This is a genomic window from Xanthobacter aminoxidans, assembly GCF_043193615.1.
Lineage (GTDB): Bacteria > Pseudomonadota > Alphaproteobacteria > Rhizobiales > Xanthobacteraceae > Xanthobacter > Xanthobacter aminoxidans.
Genome location: NZ_JBAFUS010000001.1, coordinates 1234821 through 1249147, shown reverse-complemented (window position 1 = coordinate 1249147; position 14327 = coordinate 1234821). Strand labels below are relative to the sequence as shown.

At 68.2% G+C, this 14327-nt stretch carries 15 protein-coding genes; 2 read left to right on the top strand and 13 right to left on the bottom strand.

All coding sequences use genetic code 11. From position 1 onward, the window contains the following. The first annotated feature begins 309 nt into the window (after window positions 1-309). Both V5F74_RS05660 and V5F74_RS05655 read left to right on the top strand, forming a co-directional pair. On the top strand, window positions 310-855 hold the full coding sequence (locus tag V5F74_RS05660) for a helix-turn-helix domain-containing protein (protein ID WP_394006763.1): 546 nt from the start codon (window positions 310-312) through the stop codon (window positions 853-855). A 254-nt stretch (window positions 856-1109) separates the two neighbouring features. Then, window positions 1110-1397, top strand: a complete 288-nt coding sequence (locus V5F74_RS05655; RefSeq protein ID WP_250166888.1) for a hypothetical protein — start codon at window positions 1110-1112, stop codon at window positions 1395-1397. Between the two features lie 98 nt (window positions 1398-1495). On the opposite strand, the gene V5F74_RS05650 is transcribed toward V5F74_RS05655, so the two are convergent. The 13 genes from V5F74_RS05650 to V5F74_RS05590 form a co-directional block, all read right to left on the bottom strand. Further along, window positions 1496-1912 carry a hypothetical protein gene (locus V5F74_RS05650; RefSeq protein WP_250166887.1) on the bottom strand — a complete coding sequence of 139 codons (417 nt, stop codon included), beginning with the start codon at window positions 1910-1912 and terminating at the stop codon, window positions 1496-1498. A 27-nt stretch (window positions 1913-1939) separates the two neighbouring features. Beyond that, window positions 1940-3598: a cation/acetate symporter ActP gene (gene actP, locus V5F74_RS05645; protein ID WP_250166886.1), complete on the bottom strand. Its 1659-nt coding sequence runs from the start codon at window positions 3596-3598 to the stop codon at window positions 1940-1942. Then, complete coding sequence (locus tag V5F74_RS05640; protein WP_081837628.1) at window positions 3595-3951, bottom strand: DUF485 domain-containing protein; 357 nt, start codon at window positions 3949-3951, stop codon at window positions 3595-3597. The genes actP and V5F74_RS05640 overlap by 4 nt, the downstream gene beginning before the upstream one ends. After that, on the bottom strand, window positions 3948-5180 hold the full coding sequence (locus V5F74_RS05635) for an FAD binding domain-containing protein (RefSeq protein ID WP_029557469.1): 1233 nt from the start codon (window positions 5178-5180) through the stop codon (window positions 3948-3950). The genes V5F74_RS05640 and V5F74_RS05635 overlap by 4 nt, the downstream gene beginning before the upstream one ends. Before the next feature lie 239 nt (window positions 5181-5419). Next, window positions 5420-6037 carry a TetR/AcrR family transcriptional regulator gene (locus V5F74_RS05630; protein ID WP_348550882.1) on the bottom strand — a complete coding sequence of 206 codons (618 nt, stop codon included), beginning with the start codon at window positions 6035-6037 and terminating at the stop codon, window positions 5420-5422. A 176-nt stretch (window positions 6038-6213) separates the two neighbouring features. Continuing rightward, a complete protein-coding gene (locus V5F74_RS05625; protein ID WP_394006760.1) occupies window positions 6214-6936 on the bottom strand; it encodes an ABC transporter ATP-binding protein in 723 nt (240 codons plus the stop codon). Further along, a complete protein-coding gene (locus V5F74_RS05620; RefSeq protein ID WP_394006758.1) occupies window positions 6926-7663 on the bottom strand; it encodes an ABC transporter ATP-binding protein in 738 nt (245 codons plus the stop codon). Before V5F74_RS05620 ends, V5F74_RS05625 begins: the two co-directional genes overlap by 11 nt. Beyond that, window positions 7660-8649 carry a branched-chain amino acid ABC transporter permease gene (locus V5F74_RS05615; RefSeq protein ID WP_394006756.1) on the bottom strand — a complete coding sequence of 330 codons (990 nt, stop codon included), beginning with the start codon at window positions 8647-8649 and terminating at the stop codon, window positions 7660-7662. The genes V5F74_RS05620 and V5F74_RS05615 overlap by 4 nt, the downstream gene beginning before the upstream one ends. After that, window positions 8646-9497, bottom strand: coding sequence for a branched-chain amino acid ABC transporter permease (locus V5F74_RS05610; protein WP_250166881.1), 852 nt, complete (start codon window positions 9495-9497; stop codon window positions 8646-8648). The genes V5F74_RS05615 and V5F74_RS05610 overlap by 4 nt, the downstream gene beginning before the upstream one ends. A 39-nt stretch (window positions 9498-9536) precedes the next feature. After that, window positions 9537-11078 carry an aldehyde dehydrogenase gene (locus V5F74_RS05605; protein WP_394006754.1) on the bottom strand — a complete coding sequence of 514 codons (1542 nt, stop codon included), beginning with the start codon at window positions 11076-11078 and terminating at the stop codon, window positions 9537-9539. A 30-nt stretch (window positions 11079-11108) separates the two neighbouring features. After that, window positions 11109-12092, bottom strand: coding sequence for an amidohydrolase family protein (locus tag V5F74_RS05600; RefSeq protein WP_394006752.1), 984 nt, complete (start codon window positions 12090-12092; stop codon window positions 11109-11111). Between the two features lie 50 nt (window positions 12093-12142). Then, window positions 12143-13369, bottom strand: a complete 1227-nt coding sequence (locus V5F74_RS05595; protein WP_374250516.1) for an ABC transporter substrate-binding protein — start codon at window positions 13367-13369, stop codon at window positions 12143-12145. Window positions 13370-13525: 156 nt separating this feature from the next. Continuing rightward, window positions 13526-14164, bottom strand: coding sequence for a DUF1275 family protein (locus V5F74_RS05590; protein ID WP_038194545.1), 639 nt, complete (start codon window positions 14162-14164; stop codon window positions 13526-13528). Between the last annotated feature and the right edge of the window lie 163 nt (window positions 14165-14327).

Genomic DNA, 14327 nt, shown 5'->3' with positions numbered 1-14327 from the left:
CAGTTTGAACGGCGCGTTTGCCGGCTCGCGAGGCAGTAGTGCAGCAAAAACGGGCGGTCGGCTCAAGCCCGCTAAACGCAAAGTCTAGCCGCCTATACCAAGGTATGCCCGCGCGCACCCGATCATATGAGCGCCGAACCCCAAGTAGAATGGAGCAAAAGACGCCGGTCGCGGATGCTGGGTTTCCAATCGGCGAAGCGCAAGTCTTTCCGCCGGAACGGCTCGGTACCGCAGCTCACGCGCCGGTGCCGGTCCGGGCTCCGCGGAGGAACTGCGCCGAACCGCCCTTCAGCATTCGGGGTCTCCAGCATGTCGTTCCATGCCGCGCCATCCGCCGCAGACGCCGTACTTCCGGCGCAGGCCCATGCGGACCTCAATGCCGAGGTCCGGCGCCTCAAGCTTCTTGCGCCGCACCCAGCGCCTGATGACCGGGCTATGCCGGCTCCGAAGCCGGCGCGCGCCCGGTCCGGACTGGTGGCGTGGCGCCTCAAGCGGGTGCTGTCCTTCATGGAGGAGCACTATTGGGAGGCCCTAACGCTGGCTGAGATGGCCCGCGTTGCGGGGCTCAGCCGGATGCATTTCGCCGCGCAGTTCCGCATCTCGACGGGCGTCAAGCCGCACGAATATCTGCTGCGGCTGCGCGTGGAGCGCGCCCAGAAGCTCATGATGGAAAGCGATGAGCCGCTGGCGCAGGTCGCCTTCAGCGTCGGCTTCCAGACCCAGGCCCACTTCACCACCGTCTTCCGGCGTTTCGCCGCCACGACCCCGCATCGCTGGAGGTCGGAACAGATGGTCCGCACGCCACACGGCGTTGCGGCGCCTGCGCGCGCCCTCGGCTCCGCGCATCAGGCCTAGCACTGCGCGCAGGCGCGACGCGCGCTCGTCTCCTTTCGATCCGAATGGCCAGAGGCCGGTGTGGCAACGCGCCGGCCTCGCGCCGTTGGCGCTCCGGCGACGGGCGCAGTCCGGTGCGGCTCTCGTTTCGGAGATCGGAGGTCATACCCACGTATACGGATCTATCGAAGCATATGAGAAGATTAAATTACGGGATAATATTCGTGCTCGGCAGCATCTTCTAAATTCATTTCATCAACAACGGAGTGCTTGCCATGTCCATCAAGTCTACTGTCCTCGCCGCCGGTGTCGCCGTGGTGCTCGTCTCGTCCGTGGGTTCGGCCTTCGCCGACCCGACCATCCAGAAGGAGAACGTGGAGCAGTATGCGGTCTCCGCGCAGGGGAGCCTGTTCCCGACCTCCCCGGCGGCCGTGGCCCGCGAGGAGCGTCGCCTCGAGCGTCCCAGCGCCTTCGGCACCCCCGGCCCCTACTACGTCTCCGAGCGCCCCTTCGAGATCGGCAACGCCCAGTCCGGCCCCGCCCACGACGCCGACGACAACTGACGCGCGCCGTCCGCCATGAGAAAAAAAGGGGCCGCTTCGGCGGCCCCTTTTCTATTTGTCCGGGTCTTTCCCGCTGCGGTCAGCGACCAGCCCGCGATTCAGTCGACCTTGAGCGGCGGGTTGTCGCTGTCCAGGAACTCGACGGTGGTGAACACCAGTTCGGTGTCCCCGATATTGGTGAGGTCATGCATCATGAACTCGCCCGGGCCGAAATGGTGGTGCTTGGTGTCGCCGGCCTCATACGTCACTTCGGCCACTCGCCCGTCCGCATAATGGGATCGGGCGCGACCGCCGGTCACCGCTGTCCAGAAATAGTCGAGCACATGGGTGTGGAAGCCGATGCGCTCGCCGGGCTTGAGGGCGAGATGCCACACCCGCACGCGGTCGCTCTGCGAGACGAGGCGGCTGCCGACGCGGCCGTTGCCGCGGCTGGCATGCAGATCCGCCCGCAGGGCCTCGGGCCATGCAAGGGGCGCCTCGATATTAGCGTAGGTGGCGTTGGTGCTGATGTTCATTGGGTTTTTCCCTGTCTGTCTGGCGTTTCAGTCCACCGCGAAGCCGGTCTGCGCCCGCACGTGCTGGGCGGTGAAGGCCGCGCGCACGCGCTCGGCCGCCGTGCTGCGATCCGCCAGCGAGATGACGATCGAGACCAGGAAGGCGAGCGGCACGGAAAACAGCGCGGGATTGTCATAGGGGAAGGGTGCGGGGCCGAGCTTCAGCGTGGTCGTCCACACGCTGGGGCTCAGCGCCACAAGCACGAGGGCGACCACGAGGCCGGTCACCGAGCCGGTGACGGCGCCGCGCGTGGTGAGGCCGGGCCAGGACACCGACAGCACGATGACGGGGAAGTTCGCGCTCGCCGCGATGGCGAAGACGAGGCCCACCATGAAGGCGATGTTCTGGTTCTCGAACAGGAGCCCGAGGGCCATGGCGAGCAGGCTGATGACCACCGCAGCCGCCTTGGAGACCCGCACCTCCTCCTGTTCCGAGGCCTTGCCGCGCCGGATGACGCGGGCATAAAGATCGTGGCTGGCCGCCGACGCCCCGGCGATGGTGAGGCCTGACACCACCGCAAGGATGGTGGCGAAGGCCACGGCCGAGATGAAGCCGAGCAGCACCGAGCCACCGAGCGCGTTGGCGAGGTGCAGGGCCACCATGTTGGTGCCGCCCACCACAGCGCCGGTCGCGTCCTTGAAGCTCGGATCCGACATCACGAAGGCGATGGCGCCAAAGCCGAGCACGAACAGCAGCGTGTAGAAGACGCTGATGAAGCCGGTCGCCACCAGCACGGAGGTGCGCGCCTGCCGGGCATCCGCCACGGTGAAGAAGCGCATCAGGATGTGCGGTAGCCCGGCGGTGCCGAACACGAGGGCCACGCCCAGCGAAATGGCCGAGATGGGATCCTTCACCAACCCGCCCGGCGCCATGATGGCCGCGCCCTTGGGGTGCAGCGCCGCGGCGCGGGCGAACAGTGCCTCCAGGCTGAAGCCGAAATGGCCGAGGATGAGCAGGGACATCACCACCGAGCCGGTAAGCAGCAGCACGGCCTTGATGATCTGCACCCAGGTGGTGGCGAGCATGCCGCCGAAGGTGACATAGGCCATCATCAGCAGGCCCACGAGGCCCACCGCCACCCAATAGGGCAGGCCGAACAGCAGCTCGATGAGCTTGCCCGCCCCCACCATCTGGGCGATGAGGTAGAGCAGCACAATCACCAGCGTGTTGGTGGCCGCCACCACCCGCACCGGCACTTCCGAGAGCCGATAGGCCGCCACGTCCGCGAAGGTGTAGCGCCCGAGATTGCGCAGCGGCTCGGCGATGAGGAACAGGATCATCGGGAAGCCCACGAGGAACCCGATGGCGTAGATCATCCCGTCATAGCCGGAGGTGTAGACCAGCGCCGTCACCCCGAGGAAGGTCGCGGCGGAGGTGTAGTCGCCGGCGATGGCGAGGCCGTTCTTGAAGCCGCTGAGGCCGCCGCCGGCGGCGTAATAATCCTGCGCGCCGCCGGTGCCCTTGCGGGCCGCCCACCAGGTGACGCCCAAGCTGACCGCCACGAACAGCAGGAAGAGGCTGATCGCCACGGAATTGATGGGCTGGCGGGTACCGCCTTCGATGGCGCCGGCGGCCCAGGCCGGGCTGGCGGCGCAGCCAGTCAAGATGGCGGCGAGGGCCGCACGGTTGAGCGTAGACAGTCTCATTGCACCTCCTCCCTGAGATTCCGGGTGAGGCGGTCGAAGGTGCGGTTGGCGACGGCGACGTAGATCGCGGTCAGCACGAAGCCGAGGCCGAGCAGGCCGACGCCTGCGACGATGCCCCAGGTGGAGACCGCATCCGGCAGCACCGGCGTGCCGAGAGCGCTGGGCTTCAGCGCCACGGTGAGGATGTAGGCGAAATAAAGCGTTGCCATCAGCGCGGCCATGGAGAGGCCAAGCCGGGCGCGGATAGAGGCGAGGCGGCGGAAGTTGGAGTTCTGCCGGATGGCCTCGATGCGGGCGGCCGCATCGCGGGGCCGCGCGTGCGGGCGAGGGGGGAAGGCGCCGTCGGGCTTCATGCGGCAAGCCCCGTGGCGACGGCGGTTTCGCTCATCACGGCGTCGGGGTGCCGGTGCCGCTCGGCGCGGGCGCGCTGCTCCTCGTCGAGAATCTGCGCTTGCATATAGGCCCCGAGATGCCGTGCCCGCTGCACCACGGCGCGGCCGAAGGCGAGGCGCTTGGCCTCGAAGGCGGCCAGCGCCGCTTCCACGTCCGTACTGTCGGCGAGGGCAGCGGCGAGAGCGGCGGCATCCGCGGCCGCCTTGGTCACGCCCATGCCCACGTGGGGGCGTGCGACGAAAGCGGCATCGCCCAGGATCACCACATGGGGCGACAGTCGCAGGCGCGGGCTTTCCAGATCCTGGATCGCCTGCAGGAAAGGCTGCTGCGTGCGCTCCACCACCTCGGCGAACTGCGGCGCGAGCAGCCGGTGAGCATCGGCGCGCATTCCCGCGACCACCTCGGGCCGGATGAGGTGCGGGGGAATGGAGAGGGGATGCCGGGTGCCATCCACGTCGGTCAGCAACTCGGCCAGCTGGCCGTCGCTGGCGGCGGGCCGGTACCAGACGAAATTGTAGCGGCGGTGGCCTTCGTCCAGCTGCTCATCCGCGCCCGCCACCGGATAGCCGAGCATCTGCTCGCCGGGGGGCAGGCTGAAGGAGAAGTGGCCGCACAGCGCGGCGCGGGTTTCCGGCGAGAGCGTGCTCTCATCCACCAGTCCGCGCCAGGCCACATAGCCCGCATAAGTGGGCTTGGCCTCCGGCAGGAAAGCGGCGCGCACGGTGGAGAACAGGCCGTCCGTGCCCACCAGCAGGTCCGCCTCCTCCACGGTACCGTCGGCGAAGTGCGCGCGCACGCGCTCGGCCCCGTCCTCGACGCTGACGAGGTTACGGCCGTGGTGATAGCTGTCGTCCGGCAGAGCGGAGCGCAGCAGGCGGTAGAGGTGGCCCCAGGAGGTGAGTACCTGCGGCAGGTCGAGCTGGCCGGTGATGCGTCCGTCCGGCCCGAACACGCGCCGCCCGCTGACACCCACACCCACCCGCGCCTCCGTGACGTCGAGGCCGGTCTTGCCGATCACGTCGAACAGCTCGGGATGGGTGACGATGCCGGCGCCGCGTCCGGCGAGCTCGCTGCCGATGCGCTCGAAGACGGCCACATCCCAGCCGGCCTTGCGCAGCAGGAGCGCGGCGAAGAGGCCGCAGATGGAGCCGCCGATGATGACGGCGCGCTTGGGCTTCGCGGCGCGCATGGTGGGGCGCTCCGCCGGACCTGCGGCGGGGGTGTTCGTTGGCATGGTGTCCTCCCTCGGCTCCTGAAAGGCGGCAGGCCGCTCGCCTGTGCGAGGGCCGGCCCGCGCGAGCCTGCGTGTGGTCGCGTCGGATCGCCGTTGGCCGGTCTGTGCCGGGCTGGGCGACGCCGTCCGATTATTTATCGGATGATAGATAGTGACGCGGAATTTGACCGCCGTCAAATTAATTTATCAATTGATTATTTCCGCACCGCCGCTTTCTTGCGCGCAGGCTTGGCCGGGCCGATGACCGAGGCGAAGGCCGCTGGGGCGCCGTTCAGGAAGGCGTTGACCTTCACGTCGATGTCGGCTTCGGGGTCGGCGGGAATGGGCATGCCGTAGATGAACTTGCGCACGCCGATGTAGAAGATTCCCGCGTGCAGCGACCAGATGAGCTCGATCTCTTCCTCGCTCACGGGGGCGGTCTCGTCGAGGCCGCTGGAGGCGCGGATCTCGATGACCATGCGCTCGAACAACCGGGCGCGCAGGAAGGCGAGATAGCGGCTGTTGAAGTCGAGGCCCTTGAGCCCGGCGAACATGAACAACCGCACCCATTCATAGGTCTGGATGACGGCGGCATACGCCCGGTAGAAGCGCTTCAGGCGCTCCTCGATGGGGATGGAGCGGTCGGCGATGGCGGTTTCCCATTCGCTCTGCCAGCGGCTCTGGTAAACCTCCTGGTAGACCCGATCGAGTAGTGCATCCTTGCCGGGAAAATAGCGGTAGAGCAGCGGCTGGGTGATGCCGAGCCGCTGCGCCAGATCCCGTGTCGCCCCGTCGAAACCGAATTCGGCGAAGAAGGCCACGGCCCCCGCCACGATATCCCGCTCCCGGTCCGCAGGGGAAAGGCGACGACGCTGGGGGGAGGGGGCTTTTGAGGACGGCAATGGGGGCACCCGGTCTTTATCGGACGATCAATCCTAGCACGGCTCGCGTGCGATTCATCACCCTGCGACGAGATGCCGGAAGGTCAGGGGCCGATTCTTCGCGCCCCTCAGTGAACCCCCAGATGCTCCTCCAGCCGCGCCGGATCGGCCTGGAAGGCCGAAGCCGGGGCCTTGTCCACCACCCGCCCGGTGCTGATGACCACCACCTCGTCGGCGAGCTTCAGGGCGAAGGCCATGTGCTGCTCCACCAGGATCACCGACAGCCCGGCGGCGCGCAGCCGGCCGACGATGCCGCCCACCTCGGCGACGATCTGCGGCGCGAGGCCTTCCGTTGGCTCGTCCATCAGCAGCACGCGCGGCGCGGTCACCAGCGCGCGGCCGATGGCCAGCATCTGCTGCTCGCCGCCGGACATGAGCCCGGCCGGATGCCGCCGCCGCTCCTTCAGGCGGGGGAAGAGGCCGTAGATGTCCTCGTCCGTCCACGCCACCCGCCCGTCCGGCGGCCGGGGGCAGCGGGCGACCGCGAGGTTCTCCTCCACGCTGAGGCTGCGGAAGATGCGCCGCCCCTGCGGCACCAGCGCGAGCCCGGCCTGGCAGATGGCCTCGGGCGAGAAGGCGGAGATGTCCCGCCCGTTGAGCGCGATCCGCCCGGTGCGGGTGGGGAGAAGGCCGGCGAGGGCGTTCATGCAGGTGGTCTTGCCCGCGCCGTTGCGTCCGAGCAGGGCAAGGATGCGCCCCGGTGCCACCTCCAGCGAGACGTCGTGCAGGATGTGGCTGTCGCCGTAGAAGGCGTTGAGGGCCGAGAGCGAGAGCGCGGCGTCACTGGGCAAGATAGGCCTCCCTGGTCCTCGGGTCCGCGATCACCTCCTCGCGCGTGCCGTCCACGATCAGGCGGCCATAGTGCAGGAGGGCGATCTTCTCGGCGAAGGCGAGTGCGACATCCATGTCGTGCTCGATCATCAGGATGGTGAGGTCACGTGGCAGCTCGGCGAGAAGCGCGCTCACCGTCCCGCGCTCCTCCTTCGACAGGCCGGCCAGGGGCTCGTCCATCAGGAGGATGCGCGGGGCCTGCGCCAGTGCCATGGCGATCTCCAGCCGGCGCTTTTCGCCGTAGGAAGTCTCCGACACCGGCCGGTCGGCCAGCGTGTCGAGCCGCACCCGCGCCAGCACCTCCAGCGCCTCGCGCCTTAAGACGGGGTCCGTCGCCACTGCGCCATAGGGCTTCCAGCGCTGCGGGCGTCCACCCAGCAGGGCCATGATGACGTTGCCGATCACGCTCTCGCGGGCGAACAGGGTGAGGATCTGGAACGTGCGGCCGATGCCGCGCGCCGCGCGCCGGAAGGTGGGCAGGTCCGACACATCCTGGTCGGCGAGGCGGATCTGGCCGGCGGTGGGCCTGAGGTCGCCGGCGATCAGGTTGAACAGCGTGGTCTTCCCCGCGCCGTTCGGGCCAAGCAGGAGGCGCCGCTCGCCCGGCTCGACGGTGAAGTTCACGCCCTGGATGACGTGCAGGCCGCCGAAGCTCTTGTGCAGATCGTCGATCCGGAGTGCTGTCACGGGCGTGCCTCCTTGATGGGGCTGGCGGGAATGGGCGTCGGGCCACGCCGCGTGGCCAGGCGGCTGCCGAAGGTCCGCATCAGCCGCCGCGCGCCGGGCAGGAGGCCTTCGGGCACCACCACGATGATGAAGAGGAAGATGAGGCCGAGCAGCGTCGGCCAGCGATCCGTATAGGCGCTGGCGACATTCTTCAGCAGCACCACCAGCGCCGCGCCGACGACGGGGCCGAAGGTGGTGCCGAGCCCGCCAGCGATCACCATCAGAACCGCTTCCGACGAGACCGTCAAAGAAAGCGTGTGCGGGCTGATGAAGCGGAACAGCAGCATGTAGAGCACGCCCGCGATGCCGGCGATGCCCGCCGAGAGCACATAGGCCGCATAGCGGATGCGCCACACGTCATAGCCCAGCGTGCTCATGCGCCGGGGCTGGTCGCGCACACCTTGCATGGAGGCGCCGAGCGGCGAGCCGGCGAGGATGGTGACGAGCGCGAGGCAGCCCGCCGTCACCGCGAGGCACAGGTAGTAAAGCCCCGTGCCGCTGGCCAGCAGCCCCTGGAAGCGGGGCATGGAGATGCCGTTCTCGCCATTGGTGAGGTCCACGTAGCGGAAGGCGATGCCCCACACGATCTGGCCCAGCGCGAGCGTGATCATGAGAAAGCTCAGGCCTGAGGTGCGCAGCGCCACGAGGCCGAACAGCGCGCCCGCCGCCACCGACAGCGTCACAGCCGCCGGGATCGCCGCCCAGAGCGGCCAGCCGGTGCTGGTCGTCAGCAGCGCGAAGGCATAGCCGGCGATGCCGAGGAAGGCGGCGTGGCCCAGGGAGACCATGCCGCAATAGCCCGCGATGAGGTTCACGCTCACCGCGAACAGGCCGTAGACCAGAACCTGCGTGGCGATGGACAGATAGAACGGCCCTGGCAGCACGAGGGGAACCGCCGCCGCGCAGATGAGGAGGATACCGAGGGTCTTGAGGCCAGGGTTTTTCATGCGGCTTGCCTCCCGAAGAAGCCCTGGGGCCGCACGGCGAGCACCACCACCATGGGCAGGAACAGAATGACGTAGGCGAGATCGGGCAGAAGCATCTGCCCGAAAGTGTAGACGAGGCCGATGACGAGGCTGCCCGCCAGCGCACCGGTGAGCGAGCCGATGCCGCCAAGGATGACCACGAGGAGCGCCAGCGGCAGCATTTCGGAATCAAGGCCCGGATAGACCGACATGATGGGCGCCGCGAGCGCCCCGCCGATGCCGGCGAGCCCGGCGCCGAGGCAGAAGACGGTGGTGAACAGGCGCGAGACGGGAATGCCCATGGCCCGCGCCATCTCCCGGTCATCCACCGCCGCGCGGATGCGGGCGCCCAGCGTGGTGCGCTCCACCAGTGCCCAGATGCCGACGAATGCCACCAGCGCCAACGCCACCAGAGCCAGCCGGTAGGCGGGGAAGACGATGCCGCCGAACCCGACCGCGCCGCGCAGCGCCTCCGGCGCTGGCTGGGCGATGGGGTCGCCCGACCACACGAGGAGACACTGGTCGGCGATGATGAAGGCGAGGCCGAGCGTGCCCAGCACCTGCGCCAGCTCGCGCCCTGCCAGCCGGCGGATGAGCGTGCGCTCGAGGATGCCGCCGAACACGGCGCATGCCGCCCCGGCCACCAGCACCGCCCCCGCGAAGCCCAGCCCCACCGCGGAGGTGGCGATATAGCCTCCCAGCATGAACAGGGCGCCGTGGGCGAGGTTCGCGACCCGCATGAGGCCGAAGATCAGGGAAAACCCGACCGCCAGCAGGAACAGGATCGCGCCGAACGCGAAGCTGTTCAGGAAACCGTTGATCCAGAACATGGAGGCCATCTCCAGGGGCCGCCGCGGGGGCGGGCGGTTTCAGTTCAGCCGTTGGGTGGGGGCGCTCATGTCGAACCAGTCGAATGGCTGGTCGCCCACGTTGACCATCACCGCCTTCACGTCGAAATAGGCGTCGAACGCCTCCTTCCCGAACTCGCGGCCGATGCCCGAGAGCTTGAAGCCGCCCCAGGGCGAGGCGGCGTCCACGCGGTGGTGGTCGTTGATCCAGACGATGCCGGCCTCGATGCGGTCGGCCACGCGATGGGCGCGGGCGATGTCGCGGGTGCGGACGGCGGCGGCGAGGCCGTAGGGGCTGTCGTTGGCGATGCGCACGGCATCGTCCTCGGTGTCGAACGGTGTCACCACCGTGAACGGGCCGAACACCTCTTCCTGGAAGATGCGCATGCGCGGGTCCACGTCGGCGAAAACGGTGGGCTCCACATAGAAGCCGTGGCTGTTGGCTAGGGCCGGCGGCACGCGCCCGCCCGCCACCAGCCGCGCGCCCTCCTCGATGCCGATGCGGGCGAATTCCAGCACACGTGCGCGCTGCCGCTCGGAGATCACCGGCCCCATCTGGGTTGCGGCGTCAAAGGGGTCGCCGACGGCGATGGCCTTCGCCTTGGCCGCGAGCTTCTCGACAAACGCATCGTAGATGGAGCGCTGCACGATGTGCCGTGCGGCGCAGACGCAGGTCTGCCCGGCGCCGACGAAGGCGCCGAAGGCGGCATAGTTCACCGCCTGGTCGAGGTCGAAATCGTCGAACACCACCACCGGCGTCTTGCCGCCCAGCTCCAGCGTCTGGCGCGCGAAATTGCTGGCGGCGGCCGCGCCCGCCCGGCGTCCGGCTTCCGTGCCGCCGGTGAGCACCAGCTTGCGGATGCCGGGGTGCTCCGACAGCGCCCGCCCGGTGACGGCGCCGGGGCCGGTCACCACGTTGAACACGCCCGGCGGCAGGCCGGCTTCCGAGAAGATCTCGGCGAGGCGCAGCGTGGTCAGCGGCGTGTATTCGGACGGCTTCACCACGGTGGTGCAGCCGGAGGCGAAGGTCGGGGCGAGGTTGCGGCAGGCAATCAGCAGCGGGTGGTTGAAGGGCGTCACATTGGCCACGACCCCCACCGGCAGGCGGCGGGCGTAGGTGAGATAGTCGCCCTCCACCGGGATCACATCGTCGCGCCGCGCCATGGCGAGGCCGGCGTTGTAGCGGAAGAGGTCGGGCACGCGGGCGAGCTGGGCGCGGGTCTCGCGCACCGGGCGGCCGTTGTTCAGCGTCTCCAGCTCGAACAGTTCGTCGAGATGGGCTTCCATCACGTCGGCGAGCTTGTTCACCAGCCGCGCCCGGGTGCGCACCGACATGGAGCGCCACTCCTTGGAGCGGAACGCCGCGTCGGCGCTGGCGACCGCGCGGTCCACATCCTCCGCGCTCGCCTCGATCACCTGCGCGATGGTGGTGGCGTCGCGCGGGGCGGTGATGTTCATGAGTGCGCGCGGGCCGGGATCGACCATGCGGCCGTCGATGAACAGGCCCTTGATGGGGTCGTGACGGGGCGTTCCGGCCGAAGCCGGTTCCAGGGTGAGTGCCATGTGTGTCTCCGTTTCGTCGGGATGCGGCGGTCAGCCGCCGGTCAGTGCCCAGGCGTTGAGGCCGGTGATGCGGGCGCGCGCATCGGCGGAGAGGCCGGGCACGGCATCGAGCGTGTCCAGCGCGGTCTCGTCCGCCATGTCGAAGGGAATATCGGTGCCGAGCAGCACATGCTCCGGCCCGACGAGATCGATGAGATAGGCGAGCGCCCCGGCATCATGGGTGATGGTGTCGAAATAGAAACGCCGGAACAGCTCCTTGGGCGAGGTCGCGATGGTCTGCGCCTCGCGCCGCACCTTCCAGCCGTGGACGAGCCGGCCGATCTGATAGGGCAGGAAGCCGCCGCCATGGGAGAGCGCGACCTTCAGGTCGGGAAGCTCCTCCATCACCCCGCTAAAAATCAGGTCTGCTGCCATGATGGCGGTGTCGAGCGGATTTCCGGCAAGGTTCGTGAGGTAGTATTTCTCGAAACCGGCCTTGGCTCCGAAGTAATAGGGATGGGTGAGGATGAGCACGCCGAGCTCCGCCGCACGCCGCAGCACGGGCCTGAACTTCGGCTCGGAGAGGGCGGCGCCGTCGATGTGGCAGCCGATCATCACCGATCGCATGCCGAGGTCGGAGACGATGCGCTCGATCTCGGCGACTGCGGCGTCGGGCGACTGCATGGGCAGGGTGCCCATGGGCCGCAGTCGCTGGGGGGCAGCGGCGGCGAAGGTCGCGATCTCGTCGTTGAGGCGCCGCACAAACTCCGCCTCCGCCTGCGGCGGAACGCGGTAGAAGAACAGGGTGGGCGAGGGCGAGATGATCGCGGCGTCGAGGCCCCGGCGGTCCAGCGCCTCGATCTTCGCGGCGGGGGTGAGAAACTCCTCGAACAGGGGATAAGCGAAGCCTTCGCGGTGGGCGAGGCGCGTTGCGCCCTCCGCCCGGTCGACCCGCACGCCGAACAGATCCTCGCGGCTTTCGAGGTGCCGGATGATGGCCTCCGGCATGACGTGGTTATGGGCGTCGACGATCATGGAACCGTGCTCGCAAGAGTGTGGGCAGGGGGGCGCGGGGCGTCGCGCGCTCAGAGCCGGGTGGGCTCGCTGCGCGAGTAGACCGGCGCGGCGAGGAAGGCTTCCGGCTTGTAGGTCCAGAACTGCGAGACGTTCTCGTAGGTCTTGATCACCGTATTCATCAGCCGTCCGTCGCGACGTTCCGTCTTGCGGATGTAGATATTCTCGATGGGATTGCCGTAGCTGTCGAGCCGCCACGGCCCGCGCGGATCGTCCTTGATATCCACCTTGCGCAGGGCATTCATAAACGCCTGCTTGTCCTCGATTTTGCCGTCCACCGCCTTCAGCGCGGCCTCCAGCGCGAGGCCGGCCGAATAGGCGCCTTCTGAATAGAAGCCGGGATCGACGCCCGTCTGTTTGCGCAGCGCGTCGACGAAGCGCGCGTTGGCCTCGCCGGGCAGAGCGGCGGAATACCAGCCGGCGGAGATGATGCCGATGGCCTCATCACCCATGCTGTGCAGCACACCCTCATCCACCGTGGTCATGGAGCCGATGAGCGGGATTTTTCCCTTCAGGCCATATTCCGAATACTGCCGCAGGAAGCGCAGGCCGTTCGCCCCGGCGAAGGCGGCGAAGACGGCATCGGGCTCGCCGATCTGCGAAATGTAGGAGCCATAGTCCGCGACATTCAGGGGCGCCCACAATTTCTTCACGAGGGTGCCGCCGGCCGCCTCGAACGTCCTCTGGAAACCTGAGGTCTGCTCCTGGCCGAAGGCGAAATCATCGGCGATGGCGACGATCTTCTTGTACTTCAGCTCCCGCGCCACATAGTCGCCAAGCGGATGGCACGGCTGGGCGGAGGTGGAGGAGGTGCGCACGAACCAGGGGTTCAGGCGGCGCTGGGTGAGATCTTCCGCAGCAGCCGAGCAGCACAGGAACGGAATCTCCGCCTCCTGCAAGTAATCGTTGATCGCCAGAGCCTCGAAGGCCGCGACCGGCCCCACCACCACCTGCACGCCCGACCGCTGCACCAGCTCCTGCGCCCGCGTCTTGGCAAGCGCCGGCTGGCCGCCCGTGTCGGCCACGATGAATTCCACCGGCCGCCCGGCGACGCGGTCTCCACGCTCCCGCAGGAACAGGCGGAAGCCGTCCTCCATCTGCCGGCCGCCGGCGGCCAGGGCGCCGGATTTGATCGTGAGCATGCCGATGCGAATGGGCTGTTGCTGGGCCATCGCGGGCAGCGCGCCATAGGAGACGGCAGCCGCCGTCGCTCCCAGGAATCCTCTCCTTGAGATCATGTAATCCTCCCGGACGATTTTTATTTATCGTTCGATCACTATTCGCATGGGAGGTGATCTGCGTCAAGGCGGTTCACGGCGAGATGTGACGCGGCGGCGCCGTGGCGCGGCGTGGAGCGTCTTCCGCCGGCAGCGCGGTGGAGCGTGCAAGCGACTTCAATAACAGAGGAAATCGGCGATCAGCAGCGCCACCAGAACGCCCGCCGCGAGCAGGAGGCAAGCGACGAGGCCGAGCGGCGCGATCAGGAGCGCCCCGCCGGCCGCGCCGGCGACGAAGGCCATCCAGCCCACAAAAAGGGTCGCCGTGCCGGACGGATCCGGCTCTCGCGAACGCAGCCGGGCGATGGATTGGCCGAGGCGCACCAGCGCGCCGCTGACGAAGCCCTTGCCGACTGAAGTCTTGCCCGACATCTGGTGCAGCACGTTCTGCAGGCCCATGGCCATCGCGACCGGCAGAAGGCAGAGCGTGGAATGCGTGACGCTGGACGCTGCGGCGGCGATGAGGAGAAGGCCGGCTTCGATGCCCAGTGCGAGCGGCAGGAGGCGCGGGCCTGCGTGATCCTGAAGCAGTGTCCCGGCCGCCGCGCCAAAGACGAATGCCGCGACGACCCCGCTGATGGCCGCGATATCAGAAACGCGCAATGTCGCGAGAGACATTCCAAGGTGAATGCTGTTCCCGCTCATGAAGGAAACGTAGAGATGGCTGAATGTCACATAGGCGACAACGTCGAGAAATCCGGCGATAGCCGTGAGGGCCGCCCCGAAAGCCGCCGGATGGGCGAGATCGAGCGGCACGGCAGCGGCCATTGCGGACGTCGGCAGCGCAGGAGTCGCCGGAAACGGCCTGACTGACGGGGATGGCGGATGAGCAGGAAACGTCATTGCGTCCTCGCGGATTTATTCGGACGGGTGGCCGAAGATCTGGCGGGATCGAGCCGTTACTGCCGGCCGTCTGTGC